A 20,944-nucleotide genomic window follows, 5' to 3' on the forward strand; every position below is an offset into this window, starting at 1 on the left:
ATGCCCCAGACAATCACCAGTGCAGCCCTCCCGAAAGCCAAGAACAAGCTGGACACCCAAGGCCGCAAAGTTATTTTTGCCTCCGCCCTGGGCACCATGTTCGAGTGGTACGACTTCTACCTGTACGGCTCCATGGCCGCCATTCTGGCGCAACACTTCTTTTCCGCCGTTAACCCGACAGCCGGCTTTATCTTTGCCTTGCTGGCCTTTGCCGCCGGTTTTGCCGTACGTCCCTTTGGAGCCTTGCTCTTTGGTCGTATTGGCGACCGCGTGGGCCGCAAGTACACCTTTCTGATCACCATCTTGCTGATGGGACTGTCCACCTTTTTGGTCGGCGTACTACCCAGCTATGAAGCCATCGGGATTGCCGCCCCCATCATGCTGATCGTCCTGCGTCTGCTCCAAGGGCTGGCCATGGGTGGCGAATACGGCGGTGCCGCCACCTATGTGGCGGAGTACGCACCCCAGCACCGTCGCGGTTTTTACACCAGCTGGATTCAAACCACGGCATCCGTGGGCTTGTTACTGTCCCTGCTGGTCATCATGGGCATACGCAGTCTGGTCGGGGAAGAAGCATTTGTAGTTTGGGGCTGGCGCATTCCCTTTCTGATTTCCGTGCTGCTGCTGGCGATTTCCGTCTGGATACGGATGAACCTGAAAGAGTCACCTGCCTTCCAGCACATCAAGGAAGAAGGCACGCTGTCGACCTCGCCCATTACCGAATCCTTCGGGCGCTGGGCGAATCTGCGCATCGCCTTGCTGGCGCTGTTCGGCCTGACGGCCGGCCAGGGCGTGGTCTGGTACACGGGGCAGTTCTACGCCTTGTTCTTCATCACCCAAATGCTGGGTTTGCATGCCACTCTGGCGCAAACCTTGATGGTAATTTCACTGCTACTGGCCACCCCGCTATTTATCTTTTTTGGCTGGCTATCGGATCAAATCGGACGCAAGCCCATCATCCTGACGGGCTGTTTGCTGGCCGCCCTGACCTACTATCCGGTCTTCCAGGGCCTGGCCTATTTTGCCAACCCCGCTTTGGTCCAGGCGCAGCGCAACGCGCCCGTCACTGTCATTACCGACCCGGCCAGTTGTTCCTTCCAGTTCAATCCGGTGGGCAGCCACACCTTCACCAGCTCCTGCGATATTGTGAAGTCCTACATGGCCAGCCACGCGGTCAGCTACAACAACGTCAAGGGTTCGCCCGGTCAGGTAGCCCAGGTACGCATTGGCGATCATGTAATCGATGGTTTTGAAGGCGGACATCTAAGCCGCGCCGATTTTGCCCGTCACTCGCAAGAGCTGCGCAATGAGCTGACTCAGACCATGCGCCAGTACGGCTACCCGGACGGCGCAGACCCGGAGCAGATCAATAAAGTGATGCTGGTGGTCCTGCTGACCTATCTGGTGGGGCTGGTAACTGCGGTCTACGGCCCCATTGCGGCCATGCTGGTGGAGATGTTCCCGATCCGTATCCGCTACACCTCCATGAGCCTGCCTTACCACATTGGCAATGGCTGGTTCGGGGGCTTTTTGCCCACCCTGTCCTTTGCCATGATTGCCGTCACTGGCAATATTTATGATGGTTTGTGGTACCCGATTCTGATCTGTCTGTTGACGGTTGCGATTGGTGCGCCCTTTGTGCGGGAAACCCGTCATAACGACATCAATCGTTAGCCAGTCCAGGCAAAAAATGCGTTGCACCTGCCATTTCCCGCGCTCTGTCAAGCAAATGCAAGGGTCCGTAAATGGCGGGGCGACACGGGAAGATCTGCGCGTACAATCGAACATTGCCTCGGGCTTCATGCCCGCCCCTTTTCTTCTGTTTATTTATCTTCGTATCCATGTGGTTTAAGAATCTACGCATCTATCGCCTCTCCCCCGACTGGGTATGTTCCGCCGAAGAGCTGGAAGAAGCTCTTTCCAAACACAGCTTCACCCCTGGTTCCAGCCAGGAGCCGCTAAGCCTGGGCTGGGTCAGCCCACGCGAGAACAGTGCTCTGGTGCACGAAGTTAACGGTCAGTACCTGATCGCTCTGCGCGCCGAAAAGAAACTGCTGCCAACCACAGTGATCAATCAAGTCGCTCGTGAAAAGGCTCGTGATATCGAAGAACAGCAAGGCTACAAACCTGGCCGCAAGCAAATGAAGGAAATCAAGGAGCAAGTCATTGTGGACTTGATGCCTCGTGCCTTCGCCGTCTCGCGCGACACTCGCGTCTGGCTGGATACCCGCAACCACTGGCTGGCTATTGATGCCGCGGCTACCGCCAAGAGCGACGAAGTTCTGGGCCTGCTGGCCAAGAGCGTGGAACCTTTCCCCGTGCAACCTCTGTATACCGAGCAATCACCCGGTGCCGCCATGACCTCCTGGCTGGTGGACGAAGAGCAACTGGCCAACTTCACCGTTGACCAGGACACGGAACTGCGCTCCACCGGCGACAGCGGTGCAGCCGTACGCTACGTGAAGCAAAGTGCCGACATTGAGGAAGTGCGCAAGCACGTTGAAGCCGGTAAGCAATGCACCCGTTTGGCCATGACCTGGGCGGATCGCATCAGCTTTGTGCTGACCGATGCACTGGACATCAAACGCGTGGCCCCACTGGACATCCTGACTGAAAAACAAGACGTGACGGCCGTCAACGATGACGAAATCTTTGATGCCGACATGACCTTGATGACCTCCGAGTTGGCCAAGATGATCAGCGATCTGGTCGAAGTCCTGGGCGGCGAACGCAAGTAAGCCTGGACCACACAGCCTGCTTGGCTGAACCGCCCTTCAGGCCAGTTCCTGCTGGGCGGCGCGATACACACCGGGCGTCATGCCCGTCCAATGGCGGAAAGCCCGGTGAAATGTCGCTGGTGAACTGAACTTCAATGCATAAGCAATTTCAGCCAGCGACATATCTTTGCGCAGCAATTTGAAAATCGCCAAATCTCGGCGCAGCTCATCCTTGATCCCCTGAAACGACAGGCCTTCTTCTTGCAGCCTGCGTATCAGCGTGCGCGCCGACATATGCAATTTACCGGACACATCCTGCAAGGTGTAGCCCAGGTCGGTATGCAGAATCTCCCGCACTTTCAGGCGCAAGGCGTGCTCGTGATAGGAGGTAAAAATCCAGTCACGCGGCGCCCGTTCCAGAAAGGCCCTGGCCTCTACCTGAGTGCGTTGCGGACGCACCTGGCCCAGCTCCGCCCCGAACAAGATATGCGAGCACGGAGCATCAAAACTGACTGAAGCGGGAAACAGCACCGAATAGTCCGCCGCAAAAGCCGGTCTTGGAAATGCAAAGGCCACTTGCTGCACCGGCACCTCGCGCCCCATCAGCCAGGACACAATTCCGTGCGTCAGCTTCAGCATCAGTGCATGGCCGAAACGATGCACATAGGCGGTGGGATAACGCGGCACCAGCTCAATGCCCAACTCTTTATCCGTGCGTATCAGATTCAGGCTGAAATCATCCAGCAGCAGATTCCAGAACTGGGTGAAACGGTACAAGGCCACATTGATAGATGGCGCATCCCGCACCGTACGCACAATGTATTTCAAGGCCCCGGCACGTATGGGCCGAGTCCAGAAACCCATCATCTCATCGCCCGTTTTCCTGGCGCTTTCCTGATACAGGCGCACCAGTTGATCCCGCGTCAACCGAGCGCCGGGCCGATCAATAAAGTCTTTCACGATGCCCGACTGCTTCAGGCAGTGATCCAGCACCTCTTCGGAGTAGCTGGTACGCAGGCTATGAAACCAGTCCTGAACCAGATCCAGCGCCACCGTGGCGGTATGGGCTGCATCAACAGGCACCGGGAGCGTGCCGGGCAAAGCATTCATTTCCTATGACCTCTCAAAGATTGTCACTTTTTGCATATTCGACGTCAGTATTCGCTATTGGGTAAGGTGCTAAACCATCCTATGCTGACACACATAATACAAGGAGACATCACCATGTTAGGCACTGGAAATATGATGCATATGCCCTTGCTCATCAGTTCAATTCTCACCCACGCCGTAGAGAATAACCCTGAGCAGGAGATTGTTACCGCTTTGGATAATGGCGAGCTTCATCGCTACAGCTATCTTGAATTTGCCCACCGGGTTCAGGATCTGGCACTGGGACTGCGCCGCGAAGGCCTGCAGCCCGGCGAGCGCGTGGCAACTTTGGCATGGAACACCTACCGCCATCTGGAAATTTACTACGCCACCTCGGGCATCGGTCTGATCTGTCACACCGTGAACCCGCGTCTGACGCGCGAGCAAATTGCCTTCATCATCAATGATGCTCAAGACACGGTGATGTTCTACGACGAACATTTTGAAGAAATGGTCAGCTATCTGCGCGGCCAATGCCCCACCGTCAAGCAGTGGGTACGCATGGGCAGCCAGGCTCAAGGCCCCTTGGCCGATGAATACGAAAGCTGGCTGGGCAATGACAGCACGGGCTTTGAGTGGCCTGTGTTTGATGAAAATACCGCCAGCGGCCTGTGCTACACCTCCGGCACCACGGGCGATCCCAAAGGTGCCCTGTACACCCATCGCTCCACCCTCTTGCATGCCTACGCCTCGGCCCACCCGAACGCACTGTGCATTGCCAGCGCTGACGCCGTCATGCCTTTGGTCCCCATGTTTCACGTCAATGCCTGGGGCCTGCCTTACTCCGGCCTGATGTCCGGAGCCAAAATTGTTCTGCCCGGTGCAAATTTGCAGGGAGAGCGCATTTACTCCCTATGCGAACGCGCTGGCGTCACCTTGTCCGCCGGTGTACCCACCATCTGGAAAACCGTGCTGGACTATGCCAAAGCCAATGGCAAGCAATTCACTACCCTGAGCCGCATCCTGATCGGCGGTTCCGCTTGCCCACCCAATATGATTGCCGCCTGGGCGGGCTACGGCATTACCGTGCGCCACGCCTGGGGCATGACTGAAACCTCGCCGCTGGGCACTGTGTGCCAATTGCTGCCCAAACACAGCGATCTGCCCGAAGCCCAGAAGCAGCATGTGCTGGCCTCGCAAGGCCGTGCCCTGTTCGGCGCACGTCTGAAAACTGTTGACGACGAGGGCAATACCTTGCCACGCGACGGCAAGAGCAGCGGCCACCTGCTGATCCAGGGCAACTGGATCATGGACCGCTATTACGGCAAACCCGATCTGGCCAGTGAAAACGGCTGGTTCCGCACAGGCGACGTAGGCTCCATCGACGCCGATGGCTACGTCTACATTACCGACCGCAGCAAGGATGTGATCAAGTCCGGTGGCGAATGGATCTCCTCGATCGAGATCGAGAACATCGCCATGGAAGAGCCTTTGGTTGAGCTGGCTGCCTGCATCGCCCAGGCCGACGACAAATGGGGCGAACGCCCCGTGCTGTTCGTGGTGCCACGCGAAGGCGCTGAGCTGGACGAGGCCCACATGCTGGAGCGCTATCAGGATCGCGTCACCCGCTGGTCCGTACCCGACAAAGTAATTTTCATCGACCAGATGCCGATGACGGCAACTGGAAAGATTCAAAAAATGGCACTGCGCAAAATGCTGGCGGATCAAACCGACCCCAGCTGATTTGCACCATTGCCCTCGCATTTACGTAACACAAGGAGTTTTTTATGGCCGCCCCTTTCCTGCTCACCACCGAGTTGGACAATATCGGAATTGTCACGCTGAACAAGGCGCACAAGCGCAACGCCCTGGATGAAGATGCCATTGCTGAAATTGATGCCTACTTCTCCAATATTCCCGAGCACATCCGGGTCATTCTGATGAAGGCAGAAGGCGACCATTTCTGCGCGGGCCTGGATCTGAAAGAACACCATGACAAGGAACGCGGCGCCGTGGATTTTCTGCGCGTCTGCCAAAGCTGGCACCGTGCTTTTGACAAGATCGAACACGGCGGCATCCCCGTCATTGCCTGCCTGCAAGGCGCGGTCGTGGGCGGGGGCCTGGAACTGGCCAGTGCCGCACATATTCGCGTGGCCGACAGCAGCACCTTCTTTGCCCTGCCTGAAGGCACACGCGGCATCTTCACCGGCGGTGGCGCAACCGTTCGCACCGCAAAAATCATTTCTCCCAACCGCATGATCGAACTGATGCTGACAGGCCGCGTGCTCGATGCCGTGGAAGGAGAGCGACTGGGGCTGGCGCATTACGTGTGCAATAACGAAGCCAACCCCAAAACAGCCTATGAGCTGAGCCTGGAACTGGCCCAGCGCATTGCAGGCAATGCCATCTTGTCGAACTACGCCATTGTCAGCTCGATCACCCGCATTGCCGATATGTCTGCCACCGATGGTCTCTTTGCCGAGGGCTTGATGGCAGCAGTAGTTCAAACCGGGCGGGACGTGCAGGAACGCTTGGGGGAGTTTGTTAATAAGAAAGCTCATAAAGTGAAGCCGACCAAATAATATCGGCCAGGCGGACATGGGCAGTAATCACAACAATACGGAGACAAAACCATGCTGTCGCATCAAGAGTTAAGCCGGCAACTAGCCGGGCTACAGGAATATGAGCAACTCAAGTCGCAGCGTCGGCGTCTGGCATTTGCCTGCGCCGGCATCTGCCTGGGGCTGACCAGCCTGTTTATCGTGACGGCCATTTTTTGGCCTGGCGTTCTAACCCATGACCTGGGCAGTGGAGGAGCTGTCAACAGTGGCATGGTGTACGGGGTAGGACTGATTTTTGTGTCCTGGTTATTAACAGGCGTGTATATCCACGTCGCCAACACGCGCTTTGATCCGCTTTGCGAACGTGTACTGGCAAAGGTGCGCCCATGAATACACAAGCGATTCTGATTTTTGCCGCCTTTGTGGTCGTGACCCTGGGCATTACCTACTGGGCCTCGTCGCGCACTCGTTCCAGCTCGGACTTTTACACCGCCGGGGGCGGTATTACCGGCACGCAAAACGGCCTGGCCATTGTAGGTGACTACATGTCCGCCGCCACCTTGCTGGGTATTTCATCCCTGGCCTTTACCAACGGTTTTGACTCGCTGCTGTATGCGGTCTGCGCCTTCATGGGCTGGCCGGTCATCATGTTTCTGATTGCCGAGCGCTTGCGCAATCTGGGCCGCTACACCTTGAGCGATATCGTCTCGTACCGCCTGGATGAACGCAGCACCCGCATCTTTACCGCAATCAGCTCGCTAACGGTGGTGCTGTTCTACCTGATCGTGCAGATGGTCGGTGCAGGACAACTGGTGCAACTGCTGTTTGGCATCGACTACACCTACGCCGTGGTGGCCGTGGGCTTGCTCATGATGGTGTACGTCGTGGTGGGCGGCATGGTGGCAACCACCTGGGTACAAATCATCAAGGCTATCTTGATGATGGGTAATGGCTTCTTGATGGCTGGCCTGGCCCTGTACTACTTCAACTTCGACTTTTCTGCCCTGGTCGGCGCTGCAGCTGAGCATCACCAGGCGGGCGCGGCCATGAAGGGTCCCTGGAAGCTGATGGCTGATCCGTTCTCGGGCCTGTCTCTGGCGGTATCACTGGTGTTTGGTATTGCCGGTCTGCCCCACATCATGATGCGTTTCTTCACGGTGCCTGATGCGCGCGCTGCCCGTAAATCGGTCTTCGTGGCAACGGGCTTGATGGGCGTATTCTTTGTGGTGATCTGCTTCCTGGGTCTGGCTGCCATGGCCATCCTGCCCAACTACCCCGAGTTCTATGTGGACGGCAAGGTAGGCGGCATGGTGCTGGGTGGCTCGAACATGCCCATCATGCACCTGGCAACGGCTTTGGGTGGCAACCTGCTGTTTGGTTTGCTGGCCGCCGTGTCCTTTGCCACGATTCTGGCCGTGGTCAGTGGTTTGACCCTGGCCGGTGCCTCGGCAGTTGCACATGACCTGTACGCCAAAGTCATCCGCCGCGACGATGTCACCCCCTCGCAAGCCATGCGCGTCAACCGTCTGGCTTCGATCGGCATTGGCATTGTCGCTATTTTCCTGGGCCTGCTGTTCCGTGACCAGAACGTGGCGTTCCTGGTTGCCCTGGCCTTCAGTATTGCCGCCTCGGCCAACTTCCCGGTCTTGCTGATGTCCATGTACTGGCGCGGCATGACCACTCGTGGTGCCATTTATGGCGGTTTGAGCGGCCTGCTTGTGGCCCTGGGTCTGGTGATTCTGTCGCCAGCCGTCTGGGTCCGCATTCTGGGCTTTTCCGAAGCTGTATTCCCCTACGACTTCCCCACCCTGATTTCCATGCCTTTGGCATTTTTCATGATTTACTTTGTATCGAAACTGGACAGCAGCCGCCGCGCCAGCGAAGACCGAGATGGCTTTGACGCCCAACAGGTCCGCGCTGAAACTGCAGTCGGTATTGCCGCTGTATCTCACTAGATACTTGGTACTCTGGCGGTAGCCCAGCCCGATCGGGTTACCGCCCCTTGTTTTAATTCATCCCAGCAGGAGCATCACCATGACAGAGTTAAACACCCCCGAAATTGCTCACTACATCGGAGGTGGCCAGCAGGCTGGCGCCGGTACACGTACTCAACCGGTGTACAACCCGGCCACCGGCCAGGTCAGCGCCAAGGTCAAACTGGGTAGCCAGCAAGATATTGACGCCGCTGTGGCCAGCGCCCAGGCCGCTTTCCCCGCCTGGGCCGACACCCCACCGCTACGCCGCGCCCGTGTGCTGTTCAACTTTTTGGCCTTGCTCAACGAGAACAAGGAAAAGCTGGCAGCCATGATTACGGCCGAGCATGGCAAGGTTCTGTCCGATGCAATGGGCGAAGTCACCCGCGGTATTGAAATTGTGGAATTTGCTTGCGGCATTCCTCAACTGCTCAAGGGCGATTTCACCGAACAGGTCAGCACCAATATCGACAACTGGACCATGCGCCAGCCCTTGGGTGTGGTGGCCGGCATCACCCCGTTCAACTTCCCTGTCATGGTGCCCATGTGGATGTTCCCTGTCGCCATCGCGGCGGGTAACACCTTTGTGCTCAAGCCCAGCCCTATCGACCCCAGCCCCAGCCTGTTCATTGCCGAACTGCTGAAACAAGCCGGTCTGCCCGATGGCGTGTTCAACGTGGTGCAAGGTGATAAAGACGCGGTTGAGGCGCTGGTCAATCACCAGGACGTGCAAGCCGTCTCCTTCGTGGGCTCCACCCCGATTGCCAATCGCATTTATGAAATGGGCGCCATCGGCGGCAAACGCGTGCAAGCCCTGGGCGGTGCCAAGAACCATCTGGTCGTCATGCCGGATGCCGACATCGACCTGACCGTGGACGCCCTGATCGGTGCCGCCTACGGCTCGGCTGGCGAGCGTTGCATGGCCATCTCGGTAGCCGTGCTGGTGGGTGACTCTGCCGAGCGCATCCTGCCCAAGCTGGAAGAACGTACTCGCAGCCTGAAGATTCTGAACGGCACCAATGCCGCCGCCGAAATGGGTCCCATCGTGACACAGCAAGCGCGCGAGCGCATCAGCAGCTGCATCGACAAAGGTGTACAGGAAGGCGCCAAACTGTTGGTCGACGGTCGCGAATTTGACGGCGCCAAAGCCGGTGAAGGTTGCGAGAACGGCTTCTGGATGGGTGGCACCCTGTTCGATCACGTCACCCCCGACATGAGCGTGTATCAGGAAGAAATTTTCGGCCCTGTGCTGTGCTGCGTACGCGTACCGGATCTGGCCAGTGCCATTGAACTGATCAACAAGCACCAGTTCGGCAACGGCGTAGCTTGCTTTACCAGCGACGGTAACGTGGCCCGTGAATTTGGCCGCCGCATCCACGTGGGCATGGTTGGCATCAACGTGCCAATTCCAGTGCCAATGGCCTGGCACGGTTTTGGTGGCTGGAAGAAGAGCCTGTTTGGCGATATGCACGCTTACGGTGAAGAAGGCGTTCGCTTTTACACCCGCCAGAAATCCATCATGCAGCGCTGGCCTGAAAGCATCTCCAAGGGTGCGGAATTTGCCATGCCTACGTCCAAGTAAAAGTAGATTTTCCGGGCTGAATCGTCACTTTCAAAAAACGGTTCAGCTTGGCATATCGTTATAGGTCTGCTCACCCAGCAGGTTTATAAAACACGTTTCAAGAGCAAAAAAACCGGGGTTCTGAATCAGAGCCCCGGTTTTTTTTAAATGCCTGCGTGTACTTAGCGCTGACACCTGCTCAACTTAGTACATGCCGTGGAAAACCGCATCATCAGGACCGATGTGCGAAGGAGGATTCCAGGTCACATCACGCATGGAATGCTGCACCAGCGTTTCCACACCCAGCAGCACAGCAAAAATCGCCATACGCACGGGAATACCGTTGTCTGCCTGACGGAAGATGGCCAGACGCGGATCATGGTTCAAGTCCACGCTCAAGTCATGTGCGCCTTCGCGGCTATCGCGTGGCAGTGGGTGCATCACGATCACATCGGGGCCGCAGCAGCGGTCGATAATGGCTTTATTGACCTGGAAGTCGGCCGTGAAGCTGCCGTCCTGCCCTTCTTCGAAGCGTTCTTTCTGCACACGCGTAGCATAAATTACATCCACACCAGGCAAGCCCTTTTCCAGGGACGTCGTCTGCTCGATGACGTGCTTACCTTGCTTGGCCACCTGCTCCACAATGTGCTCGGGCATTTCCAGGCCGGGGGGCGAGATCAGAGTGAATTTCAGGCCACGGTACATGCCCAGCAACTTGATCAGCGAATGGACGGTACGGCCATACTTCAAGTCACCCACCAGGGCGATATGCGCACCATCCAGCAATTTGCCCAGACGGGAGAACTCCGTGCTGATGGTGTACAGATCCAGCAAGGCCTGGCTGGGGTGTTCGCCCGCGCCGTCACCACCGTTCACCACAGGAATATTGGTAGCACGCGCAAATTCCGCGACCGAGCCTTGCTCGGGGTGACGGATCACCATGGCATCCACATAGCCGCTCATGACGCGGCTGGTGTCGTAAATGGACTCGCCTTTGGCCATGGAGGAAAAGGTAAAGCCGGTGGTGTCACACACCGAACCACCCAGGCGGCAAAAGGCCGAGCCGAAGCTGACGCGAGTACGGGTCGAGGCTTCAAAAAACAGGTTACCCAGCACAGCACCTTCCAGCACGCGCGACACTTTTTGACGGCGGGCGATGGGCTGCATGATATCGGCCAGGCTGCACAGTTCTTCGACGGTTTCGCGGGTGAACTGGTCTACGGACAAGAGCTGATGCTTGCCGCCGGTGGCAATACGGTCACGCAAAGGACCGGACTGTGCGCTTTGCGCATACTTGCTCAGCAAGGCTTCGTTTTCCACGATTTCCGTGACAAAACGCTGCACCACTTCGGGCATGGCCCGCGACTCCAAAGAGCCTTCAGGTAGCAGCCAGGTATCCAGTGCACGACGCTTCACCCCAATACGTGCCGCAAAAACGTCACGAGTCAGGTTCAGGCGACGCATTGCATCACGCAAAAAAACTTGTTGGGAGACGGCCATATCAGCTCTCGCTTATGAAATATACGCAATGCGCACATTTTAAGACTGCGGCTGATAAAAAAGCGAGCAAGAATTGAGACTATTGCAGAAAATACAACGACACTCTACGCAGCAGGCTTGAAACGCTGCTGTCTGAACGTAGCGTTCAAATGGAAGGCAAGCTAAGGATGTTGCCGATAAGGCATGGTATAGGGCTGGGCTTCGTCATTATTGGGAACGACAAAACCGTCGTAATCTTGCTGGCCGGAGGTAAGCCACTCGCTATGCTGATAGGCAAAATCGGCCAGGCCCAAGGTACCCCATACGCCAATTACAAAAAGAGCCAGGCTCAAGGCCAGAAAGAAGGCCGAACAGAAACCGGGTATCCAGGCCCAGCGTCGCCCTGCTTTGGAGCTGTGCCACGCCAGGGTCCAGTGACTCCAGCACAAGGCCAGAAACGCCGAAACCAGCCCCATCAGAAAAACGAACAAGGGCAGGCGCAAAAGAGCGGGGACGAAAACAGATCCAATCGCTCCGGTGCCCATCAGCATGATGAACAGCAGCGCAGCCCCATGCAGGCAGACCAGAACCCGAAAAGAAAGAATATAAAAAGCGAGACTGCCTGGCGGGGTCACCATACCGACTTTCCTGTTAGTAACAAGAGCGGCGGGTGTACACCCACCGCGTTTTTCAAAAAGCCGGGCATGGGTGAACCCAGGACCAGGACAGCATTCAGACGAGCCAGCAGCGCTTACTTCTTACCGTTGGTCTGGGTAGCCTGTGGACCGGCAATCGCACGGGCAGCAGCCAAAGCGTTAGCTTCCGTCCCGACCATGAAAATCAGGCGACCATCTTTAACGGGCGAACCGTAAGCAGGGGCAGCCAGCATGGTGTCACCCACGACCAAAGCCAGACGCTTTTTGGGGAACTGAGTGGTAACTTGCAACAGACGCTGAGCAGCCTCTGGGGTCAGATCCAAAGCCAGCAAACCTTCTTTGCTGTCGTTGGTGCCGGCTTGCACGCCAACCAGATCCTCACGCACCACCACGGCACGTGGATTCACAAACAAGACACCATTAGGTTGCACGTCGACACGTGCCCAACCCGCTTGTTCCTGAGTATCAGCCAGGAAGATCTGTACAGGCGCAGCTTGCTGCTCGGCACCAGCTTGAGCCTGAGGCTGCTGAGCACCCGTCGCAGGCGTGGAGGGAGTGGTTTGCGTTGCGGCGCTGGAGGTGCCAGCTTTGTCGCTCGGCTTTTCTTGAACGGTTTGACAAGCGGCCAAGGCGACCAGGCCAACAGGAGCCAAAATTCGAGCGAGTGTGCGTAAAGTCATCATGGTGAAGTTCCCCCCTCTCTTTACGAAGAATCAATAAGGATAGCAGTGTATCAGTCATGTAAAAGCGCAAGCGGTTAATCTTTGTTAAAGCTTGTCATTTGCGCACCCCTAATTTGTACGCTGACTTGATCCATTAAGCGACCTTGTTCAGTTTTCAATTCAATGCGCAGCGTTCCTGGTACCAATGGAATTCGCAACTGCGCCCCCTTCCCTGCTTCTACCCCCTGCACCCACCATACCAAGGGCTCGGTAATCTGCCCCTGGGCCAGCAATCGCAGCTGCTGGTTTTGCGGTGGAATATCCGGGTCCAGCGCGAAAATGGTGCCATTGACCGGCTCGCGGATTCGGGCCGGGCCGGCATAGGCCAGATTCACATCGCTTAATTCCACGCGATCAGTCTGCGTGCCTTCAACAAAAAATTCTTCGCGGTCAGGCTCCATGGCAGGCACAAACTCAATCTGGCGCACCTGCACCTGAGCAGGCATGGCCGTTTGACGACCGGGGCGACGCTGGTTCAAGAGCGAAATCACCTCGTGCCAAATCGGTGCTGCTCCGCTGACACCTGATACATCTTGCATACTTTGACCGGCACTATTTCCCACCCAAACGCCAACGGTATAGTGCTCCGTCCAACCCAGGGCCCAGTTGTCACGCATGTCTTTACTGGTCCCGGTTTTAACCGCACTCCAAAATGGCGTACTCAAAGCACTGTCCAAACCAAAAGTCAGCACCCGAGCCTGACGGTCCGACAACATATCACCCACAATCCAGCTGGCACCCTCACCCATCACAGAATGAAAGGGAGCGGCTTGCTGATCCATACGTGTTTGCACGGCTTGCGTCTGGCCCAGATTGGCCAGTGCACGGTAAGCATTGGTCAGTTCCAGCAAGGTGACATCGGCGCTGCCCAAGGCCAGGCTGTAACCATAGAAGTCGCCGTCCTGGCGCAAATTCAGGCCCAGCGCACGCAGGCGATCCACCAAGTTGGCAGGCCCCAGCATGGTCAGCACACGCACGGCAGGAATGTTCAGGGAAGAGGCCAGGGCATTGCGCGCACTGACCCAGCCCACAAACTGCTTGTCGTAGTTTTGCGGGATATACAAACCATTGCCGGTGGACAGATTCAGCGGCGAATCCTCCAGCAAGGACGCGGCGGTCAACAGGCGCTTTTCAATCGCCATCTCATACAAAAAGGGCTTGAGCGTGGAACCGGCTTGCCGCAAGGAACGGGCATGGTCTACCTCGGCCGCCTCGGACAGATCACCACTGGACCCCACATAGGCCAGGACCTGTCCGCTATGGTTATCCAGCACCACCACGGCAGAATCCTGAACACGTGCGGTGCGCAGATCCAGCAAGTGGCGCCGCATACTGGCTTGCACTTGAGTTTGCAGGCGTGTATCCAAGGTCGTACGAATACTGTCACCGGCTTTGATTTCAGGATTCTGATCCAGAACCCAACGGGCAAAATGAGGGGCCAGTTGGGCTTGCCCCAAGGGGGCTTGTCCGGCCCGGCGCAAAGCCACCGGTACCAGATTACTTAATTCTCGACATAGTTCGGCGCGTCCCATCTCTTGCAGGGTCGTACACGCCCGACGCTCGACCATCAAGGCCGAGGCATTGGGGCCGCGCAGCAAAACTGCGGCAATGGCAGATTCGCGTGCATCCAGCGCAGCGGCCTGCTTTTGAAACAAGGTACGCGCCATCGCGTCCACCCCAACCAGTTCACCCCGAAAAGCCACCTGATTCAGATAGGCTTCCAGAATTTCCGGCTTGGTCCAGGTGTCTTCCAGCGACTGGGCGGCCACCACCTGATCCAGCTTTTGCCAGACCGAGCGCCCGCCTCGACCACCGATCAGATCCTGATCCATCAGACCGGCCAGCTGCATGGTAATCGTAGAAGCACCGCGACTGCGTCCGGCAAACAGGCCATCCCAGGCGGCGGAGCCGACTGATAACCAGTCCACCCCACCGTGAGATTCAAAACGGCGGTCTTCAGACACCAGGACCGCCATTTGCAAGGCCGGAGAAATTTGCTCCAGCGCGACCCAATCGCCGCGCCGTTGACGAAAGTCCAGACGGACTCGCTGGACAAGCTGGCCCTGACGATCCAGGACCTGAACATCGGACGATCGGTAGGCTTGCCGAACTTCCTTGTAGCTGGGCATGGCCTGCCCGGGACTGGCCCACAGGGCCAGTCCCAACACCAGCAGTCCTGCTTTAATTGGCTGGTGCATCCACAACTTCCAGAACTTGCTCGTTAGGCCAGACAGCAAACACGTCGGGCTCGTACAGGGCTTCAGCACGGCTGGCTGGCAGCACGAACTGACCCACTGTATTCAGACGCACCGTATAGCTGACTTCGGTCGTGCCTTCTTCAAAGCGCTCGTAGTAAGCACGGTAGCCATCAAAGCGGCGCTCGACAAAGCTGGGCCAATGACCGGACTGCTCTTCACCGGCCGTTGCCATGGCAGAGTCGCGACCCAGGCCGCTGCCCAGGATAGTGGCACCGGCAGGAATCGGATCCGACACCACCACCCAGCTTGCCTGACCTTGAGCCTTGACCTTGATCTTCACGCGCATGATGTCACCACGACTCCATACACCGGGTTTGGCCTGCTCGACGGCTTCGATATGACGCTCCATGCTCAAGCCAGCAGCAATTGGCTTGGTCACGGGCACCGCAGCCAGGGAGCGAACTTCGATCCAGGCCTTGCCCTCACCCATTTGCTCAACGCTCAGGTTATCGGCCTGATCGCCGCGCCACGGCACATCAATCCTGGAAGAACGCACACCCTGACCGTCAGGCTTGAGCATGTCCCAATCCACCACCTGGGCACTTTCCGAGCCCAGAATCACCATGGACTGACCGCTAGGGTTCTGTTCGTGATGACGGCTGAACTGTTCAATGGCCAAGCTACCCAAGAGGTTTTCAGTGGTCATGCGCCATGCACCACGTTGCTGCTCCGCCAACAATCCTTGGGCCAGACGAGGCATGTCCTCGGTCCAGTCCGACATTTCATTGGCCAGCAGCATCAGGCGAGCCTGGTTGGTCACGCGGCTGGTCATGGCCCATGGGCTGCCGTTAAGCGCGTCCTCACCAAAGACCAGACGGGTACCACGGCTGACCAGACGTGCCTGGATCAGATTCATGGCTTCTTTACGTGTCTGCTCGGCTTTCTTGATGCCCGGCAAACGCTGAGTCAGATCCACCCAGGCCAGCAGGATTTCAGTGGGCCAGCTTTGCAGGTTCAGTTCCACCGAATCCAGCATATTGACGCGAGCACGGCCATACTTGGCCAGCACGGCCGTCGCACGAATCACTTCGAGATCCCGTTCTTGGCGCGAGACCGTTTGCATGCTCGGGATACGACCATTCACCACGTTTTCCAGCGCTTGCAGCATCTCGTTGCGGAAGCCGTCCGGGATGGGATAGTTCAAGCCCATGGATTCCGCAATGTAGCTGATATCCAGGATGTAGCTGGTCAACACGCGGCTGCCCCAACCGTAGCTGCTTGGGAAGTAACGCAACAAACCATTCTCGTCCAAATAAGACGGCATGCGCTGCATCAGGCCAGACCACGCCTCTTCGGAACGCAGGCCCATGAAACGCGAGGCTTGCTGTTCAAAGCAGCTGTAAGGATAGCGTTCAAACCAGGCACGCACCCCTTCCATACCGCCCCCCAAGGAGGAACGGAACAACATTTGCAGACCACCTTGAACCACGCCTTGTTCGTTCTTCAAGGCACCGGCCGGTGCTTGCACCGACATGTTCAGTGGCTCATCCATACCGACAGCTACCAGTGTTCCCTGCTGAACCGTAACGGGAGTCGCGGTAAAGACTTCCTGCTTGATTGCCAGGCTGTCCTTGGCGGCCTTACCTGTGGCACCGGACTGCTGAACCTCCTGCGCACTCACCGTCCACTCCATCTGGTGCGAATCAGCCGAACCGCTGGACAGTGGAACCGACATGGGCCAGGAAACCACTTTAGCCGAGCCCGAGGCCAGTTCAACGGTTTGCTCTGGCAAGTCTGCCGAGGGCAAGCCTTTACCGCGGTACTGCGCCTGCACCTTCACGGTCATGGCGCGTGGGCTACTGTTACGCAGCGTCACTTGAGCCTGGTAGTCATCACCCTCACGAGCAATGGCTGGCAAACCGGAAATAATCTGCAGGTCTTGCGTCGTGACGATCTGGGCCGAGCCACTACCAAAGCGATCGCCTGCCAGATCGGCGACGGCCACAATACGGTATTGGGTCAGGGAGTCTTTCAGCGGCACGGTCACCGTTGCGCGACCTTGTGCGTCCAACTCCACATTGCCCTTCCACAGCAGCAAGGTATCCAGCAATTCACGAGTGGGACTCTTGCCACCGCCACCACCGGCTGCTACAGCCTTGCGACCATAGTGACGACGACCCACGATTTCAGACTGCGCCGTAGCGGTCTGCACGTTGTACCCGCGCAAGGCACGCATGGCGTTGAGCAAGTTCCAGCTATTGTTCGGGCTCAGTTCCAGCAAAGCCTGATCCACAGCGGCCAAGGCCACGGACGCACCGGCTGCCGGTGTGCCATCGGACTTGAGGACCTGAATATCAACCTTGGCCTGCTCACGAATCGCGTACTGGCTGCGATCCGTCGTTACCTTCACATCCAGCGCATCTTGCTGGCTGCTGACTTCAATGCTGGCCAGACCAAAACGATAGCTAGGTTTGGACAAGTCCACGGTAGTTGTCGGGGCAACAAATTCACCACCGCCTTCCGAGTAGGCTTTGTACCAAGTCAGAGGCTGACTCCAGCCCCAGCTAAAGAAAGAGTACCAAGGCACTTCACGCAGACGGCCACGCAGAACCAGCACGGACACGTAAACGTTCGGCCCCCATTCGGGCTTGATCTCCACGCTGACGTTAGGGCTGTCGCCTTCCAGCTGAACCACTTGAGCCTGCAAGACACCTTCACGCTCCACCGACACCAGGGCCGTGGCTTCGCGGAAAGGCATGCGCACCTGGAACTCGGCTGTCTCGCCAGGAGCCCACGTTTTCTTTGCAGGAATCACGTCGATACGGTCATCGTTCTGACCACCGAACCACAGGTAACCAGAACCACTGACCCAGACTGTGCTGGCAGCAACGGACTCACGGCCTTCGCCATCACGTGCAATGGCACGCAGCTCGACCTGACCGCCCTTCTCCAGTTTCACATCACACTGCACCAGACCCTGATCGTCGCTGCGACCTTCGCAGATCGTGCCCAGGTCTTCGCGCTGCTCCTGATTGTCGTAACTGTAGAAGCCACCCACCATACGCTTGCGGATCGAGAAACGCTGCACATTGGCCGCCTCAATACGCACAGGCACGTTTTTCAGTGGCTTGCCGTCCGGGCTCACCGCGATAGCCGAGAGCTTGGTGGACGAACCGGCTGCCAACCAGCTACCTGCACGCAGACCCACCACTACATCGGCCGGCCATACGGATACGGTTTGGGTCAAGGTTTGAATTTCACCGTTCGGATCGGCAAAAGTGGCTTCTACCAGAAATTCGGAAGGACGATCCACTGCAGGCAACTCATCCAGCGTGGCACGCAAACCACCCTGTGCATCCAGCTGAAAGCGCTTCTTGTTCAGGAAAACACGGGAGTCCGAGACATCAGACTGTTCAACTTTCTCGGGAGGAACAAAGCTGAAATCGTCATAGGCGCTGAAGGACGTTCCTGCCGAGCGGACAACCGCCGACAACTGAACCGGCAAGTAATCAGCCGGGCCACCAGACAGGTACTGCAACTGCAGGTCGGCCTGCAGTTCTTTGGGTTTGACCAGATAAGGACGATCCTGACCGTCACCCAACTTGATGCTGCCGCCCAATACAGGCAGCTTGAACTGCTCTACGCGGAACTCGCCGAAGTTGAAGTACTGATCCTCACCTTCGGTTCGCAAGCGATACACACCCAGCTCGGCGTCCTTGGGGATTTTCCAGTCGGTCAGAGCAAATACGCTGCCTGCCGCTGTCTTTTGCCACTTCAAAGGCAGCTCAATTCGCTTGCCGCTGCCATCGTGCTCGACAATCATGGTGTCGGGATAACGAGCTGGAGCCTTGAAACCGTCACGCACGCGTTCGCGTACATAGTGTTTCATATGGGCCACTTCACCCGCACGGAACAGGTTGCGATCCATCACAGTGTGAGCAATGGCCTCATCGCGACCGCCCCAGTTGTAAGGCACATTGAAGCGCCAAGGCTCGATACCCGAATTCCACTCGCTCAAGGCAAAGCTGAAATCATCTTTACCACGAGCCATGGGGTTGTTCTTGTCGATTCGCGCCGTCACGAACAAACCGGACAAACCGGTGTCCTGGCAGTAATCCGGGCTGGGCACCGCCTGCGGGTGATGGAACATCCCATTCTCGTCTGTTTCACCTTGCAGCAGCTCTTCACCACGGCAGTTCATCACGCGAATTTTCGCGCCGGGCACGACTTTGGCATCATCCAGTGTCGTGACCCAGACCAGCAAATCGTCACCACCTTTCTTGATATGCACACCCAGGTTGGTCACCAGCACAGAGCTACGCACGTACATGGTACCGGCCGCCTCCAGCAAGGAAGCTCCCAGACGTGGAGAAGCAACTTCCAGAACATGGAAACCAGGCTCTTTCAGCGGTACACCGATCAGCTCAAAAGGACGCTCGCCTTTTTGATCCATGCCAGGCAAATCCAGCTTCTTGACCTCTTTGCCAATCAGCAGCGGCTGGCCACGCAAATCCAAATCGCCATACTGGTCAACGGGTGCCGTGATACGGAAATCGCTGTCCATCATGCTGCGCAATTGCTCGGCACTTATTCTCCAGGAATAGTTCAGCTGACGTAGACGGGAATACCAGGTCAGAACCTCTCTATCGTCCTTCACAGCCAAAGCCCCAACCTGTCCAGCCGACACCAGCATTTGCTCGGTCCTCAGATCAGGCTCGACATTGCGCAGGTTCAAGCCAATGGCTGGCGGATCGGAATCGTCCGAACCGTCGCGATCCGCATGGCCGAAACGCTCCACAATCCCGAAAGGCTCAACCGCAAACTTCACCAGCGGCGGATAGGTCGTGGTGCTCATGCCGTTGCTCAGCACTTGCGGGTTCTTCAGGCGGCGACCCGCATCGTCCGTCAGACCGTCCGGAATCTTGACCGTCAGCTTGGCGTTTTCAGGGAAAGGCCCCTCGAAACGTACGTACTGGCCAGGGCCACGATCTTGCCAGGCCTCGTCGCTATCAGACTTGGGCTCCCAAACCTGCTTGCCGGCTTCCAAACGAATCTGGCTCAAGTACTCGTAAGCGACAGGCGCGGAGAACTGCACACCGAAGCTGCCAACCGGCGTGCAAGGCGCTTCTGCGCGTTCGCGCATGCAAGAGAGCGAGGCCGTAAACTCGGGGCGCACGTTGTAATCGTAGGTGTAGCGGTCCGTATTAGGGACGCCCTTGCGATTTTCAATCTGGGTCATGATGCCCGGTTCCAGCACCACTGACACGCTGGCATCCGCTGGCAGGGGGCGCGCACACTGGACAGCCTGGTATCGGTCGTCCACCTCGTCTACATAGAACTCGGCACGAACCATGGCATCGCGTTCGGCACCCTCAATGGCTTTCAGGCCAATACGCTCGCCAATACCCTCTACCCGGCAATAGCCGTTCTTGACTAAAGAGGCGCTATTAACCGGCGCATTGAAGCTGAATAGAAAGACCTGGTCTTCATCAATAATGTTGTAATACGGGCGGTTGCTTTCCAGAATGGCGCCGCCTGAATTAAAACGATATTGAGCCGGTCCGCTAATCGCTTCATTATTGATGCTGCGAAAACTTTTGGACACGACGGCTGTACAACTCAAGCCTGGTCCTGGACGCTCGTCGAATTCATAAATCCAGCGGCGCGAATCAAGCCAACGGCCCTGACCGACTACCGAAGGATCATCACACTGCACCTGAACGGGTGCAGGCAATTGCGAATCCCCAAAATGAACTGCGGGTGTGGCAAAGGTGACTTTGACATCCCGCAAATCCGATGTCGCCCCTTGGGGCGAAAAACTGCTTATCGTAATGGCTTGGGCGCTACTGACACCCAGCAAGAACATCAAACCCAGCAAAGACTGGCGATGCATCGTTCTTCCCCTATGGAATGTGCTATTTTCGGCGCCAGTTTAATAGAAATCAGACCCTCTGAGCGTGTCTGAACAGCCCCGAAAGCTCATAAAGA

At 57.2% G+C, this 20,944-nt stretch carries 13 protein-coding genes; 7 read left to right on the forward strand and 6 right to left on the reverse strand.

Annotation, left to right across the window (positions count from 1 at the left end; all coding sequences use genetic code 11):
* Together U2949_RS17950 and U2949_RS17955 are read left to right on the forward strand one after the other, a co-directional pair.
* The gene (locus U2949_RS17950) at positions 1–1,674 is read left to right on the forward strand and encodes an MFS transporter (RefSeq protein WP_321289180.1); all 1,674 of its coding nucleotides are present in this window, start codon (positions 1–3) and stop codon (positions 1,672–1,674) included.
* A 167-nt stretch (positions 1,675–1,841) separates the two neighbouring features.
* The gene (locus tag U2949_RS17955; RefSeq protein WP_026483402.1) at positions 1,842–2,738 is read left to right on the forward strand and encodes a recombination-associated protein RdgC; all 897 of its coding nucleotides are present in this window, start codon (positions 1,842–1,844) and stop codon (positions 2,736–2,738) included.
* Between the two features lie 36 nt (positions 2,739–2,774).
* On the opposite strand, the gene U2949_RS17960 is transcribed toward U2949_RS17955, so the two are convergent.
* The gene (locus tag U2949_RS17960) at positions 2,775–3,827 is read right to left on the reverse strand and encodes an AraC family transcriptional regulator (RefSeq protein ID WP_321289183.1); all 1,053 of its coding nucleotides are present in this window, start codon (positions 3,825–3,827) and stop codon (positions 2,775–2,777) included.
* Positions 3,828–3,941: 114 nt separating this feature from the next.
* Here U2949_RS17960 and U2949_RS17965 point away from each other — a divergent pair, with 114 nt between their 5' ends.
* The 5 genes from U2949_RS17965 to U2949_RS17985 all read left to right on the forward strand — a co-directional run bounded on the left by U2949_RS17965 (position 3,942) and on the right by U2949_RS17985 (position 9,922).
* Positions 3,942–5,549, forward strand: a complete 1,608-nt coding sequence (locus U2949_RS17965) for a long-chain-fatty-acid--CoA ligase (RefSeq protein WP_026483404.1) — start codon at positions 3,942–3,944, stop codon at positions 5,547–5,549.
* A 44-nt stretch (positions 5,550–5,593) separates the two neighbouring features.
* A complete protein-coding gene (locus tag U2949_RS17970; RefSeq protein WP_321289185.1) occupies positions 5,594–6,388 on the forward strand; it encodes a crotonase/enoyl-CoA hydratase family protein in 795 nt (264 codons plus the stop codon).
* A 51-nt stretch (positions 6,389–6,439) separates the two neighbouring features.
* Complete coding sequence (locus U2949_RS17975) at positions 6,440–6,757, forward strand: DUF485 domain-containing protein (protein WP_321289187.1); 318 nt, start codon at positions 6,440–6,442, stop codon at positions 6,755–6,757.
* Positions 6,754–8,322, forward strand: coding sequence for a cation/acetate symporter ActP (gene actP, locus U2949_RS17980; protein WP_026483406.1), 1,569 nt, complete (start codon positions 6,754–6,756; stop codon positions 8,320–8,322). Before U2949_RS17975 ends, actP begins: the two co-directional genes overlap by 4 nt.
* Positions 8,323–8,401: 79 nt before the next feature.
* On the forward strand, positions 8,402–9,922 hold the full coding sequence (locus U2949_RS17985; protein WP_026483407.1) for a CoA-acylating methylmalonate-semialdehyde dehydrogenase: 1,521 nt from the start codon (positions 8,402–8,404) through the stop codon (positions 9,920–9,922).
* 183 nt (positions 9,923–10,105) lie between these two features.
* Here the strand turns inward: U2949_RS17985 and U2949_RS17990 are convergent, their stop codons facing one another.
* From U2949_RS17990 to U2949_RS18010, 5 genes are all read right to left on the reverse strand, one after another.
* A complete protein-coding gene (locus tag U2949_RS17990; protein ID WP_026483408.1) occupies positions 10,106–11,401 on the reverse strand; it encodes an aspartate carbamoyltransferase in 1,296 nt (431 codons plus the stop codon).
* Between the two features lie 161 nt (positions 11,402–11,562).
* A complete protein-coding gene (locus tag U2949_RS17995; RefSeq protein WP_257722682.1) occupies positions 11,563–12,018 on the reverse strand; it encodes a hypothetical protein in 456 nt (151 codons plus the stop codon).
* Positions 12,019–12,131: 113 nt separating this feature from the next.
* Positions 12,132–12,719, reverse strand: coding sequence for a hypothetical protein (locus U2949_RS18000; protein WP_009461761.1), 588 nt, complete (start codon positions 12,717–12,719; stop codon positions 12,132–12,134).
* Between the two features lie 74 nt (positions 12,720–12,793).
* Complete coding sequence (pbpC, locus tag U2949_RS18005) at positions 12,794–14,956, reverse strand: penicillin-binding protein 1C (RefSeq protein ID WP_026483409.1); 2,163 nt, start codon at positions 14,954–14,956, stop codon at positions 12,794–12,796.
* Positions 14,940–20,849 (reverse strand): alpha-2-macroglobulin family protein, encoded by a 5,910-nt coding sequence (locus tag U2949_RS18010; protein ID WP_321289192.1) that lies wholly within the window; start codon positions 20,847–20,849, stop codon positions 14,940–14,942. Before U2949_RS18010 ends, pbpC begins: the two co-directional genes overlap by 17 nt.
* Between the last annotated feature and the right edge of the window lie 95 nt (positions 20,850–20,944).

Source organism: Alcaligenes phenolicus (assembly GCF_032063905.1).
In the GTDB taxonomy this organism is placed as follows: Bacteria; Pseudomonadota; Gammaproteobacteria; order Burkholderiales; family Burkholderiaceae_B; genus Alcaligenes; species Alcaligenes phenolicus.

Bases quoted from the DNA above. Each gene is read 5' to 3' on its own strand.
- U2949_RS18000 (WP_009461761.1), bottom strand. From the start codon at position 12,719: ATGATGACTTTACGCACACTCGCTCGAATTTTGGCTCCTGTTGGCCTG.
- actP (WP_026483406.1), top strand. From the start codon at position 6,754: ATGAATACACAAGCGATTCTGATTTTTGCCGCCTTTGTGGTCGTGACC.
- U2949_RS17990 (WP_026483408.1), bottom strand. From the start codon at position 11,401: ATGGCCGTCTCCCAACAAGTTTTTTTGCGTGATGCAATGCGTCGCCTG.
- U2949_RS17995 (WP_257722682.1), bottom strand. From the start codon at position 12,018: ATGGTGACCCCGCCAGGCAGTCTCGCTTTTTATATTCTTTCTTTTCGG.
- pbpC (WP_026483409.1), bottom strand. From the start codon at position 14,956: ATGCACCAGCCAATTAAAGCAGGACTGCTGGTGTTGGGACTGGCCCTG.
- U2949_RS17965 (WP_026483404.1), top strand. From the start codon at position 3,942: ATGTTAGGCACTGGAAATATGATGCATATGCCCTTGCTCATCAGTTCA.
- U2949_RS17970 (WP_321289185.1), top strand. From the start codon at position 5,594: ATGGCCGCCCCTTTCCTGCTCACCACCGAGTTGGACAATATCGGAATT.
- U2949_RS17955 (WP_026483402.1), top strand. From the start codon at position 1,842: ATGTGGTTTAAGAATCTACGCATCTATCGCCTCTCCCCCGACTGGGTA.
- U2949_RS18010 (WP_321289192.1), bottom strand. From the start codon at position 20,849: ATGCATCGCCAGTCTTTGCTGGGTTTGATGTTCTTGCTGGGTGTCAGT.
- U2949_RS17960 (WP_321289183.1), bottom strand. From the start codon at position 3,827: ATGAATGCTTTGCCCGGCACGCTCCCGGTGCCTGTTGATGCAGCCCAT.
- U2949_RS17985 (WP_026483407.1), top strand. From the start codon at position 8,402: ATGACAGAGTTAAACACCCCCGAAATTGCTCACTACATCGGAGGTGGC.
- U2949_RS17950 (WP_321289180.1), top strand. From the start codon at position 1: ATGCCCCAGACAATCACCAGTGCAGCCCTCCCGAAAGCCAAGAACAAG.
- U2949_RS17975 (WP_321289187.1), top strand. From the start codon at position 6,440: ATGCTGTCGCATCAAGAGTTAAGCCGGCAACTAGCCGGGCTACAGGAA.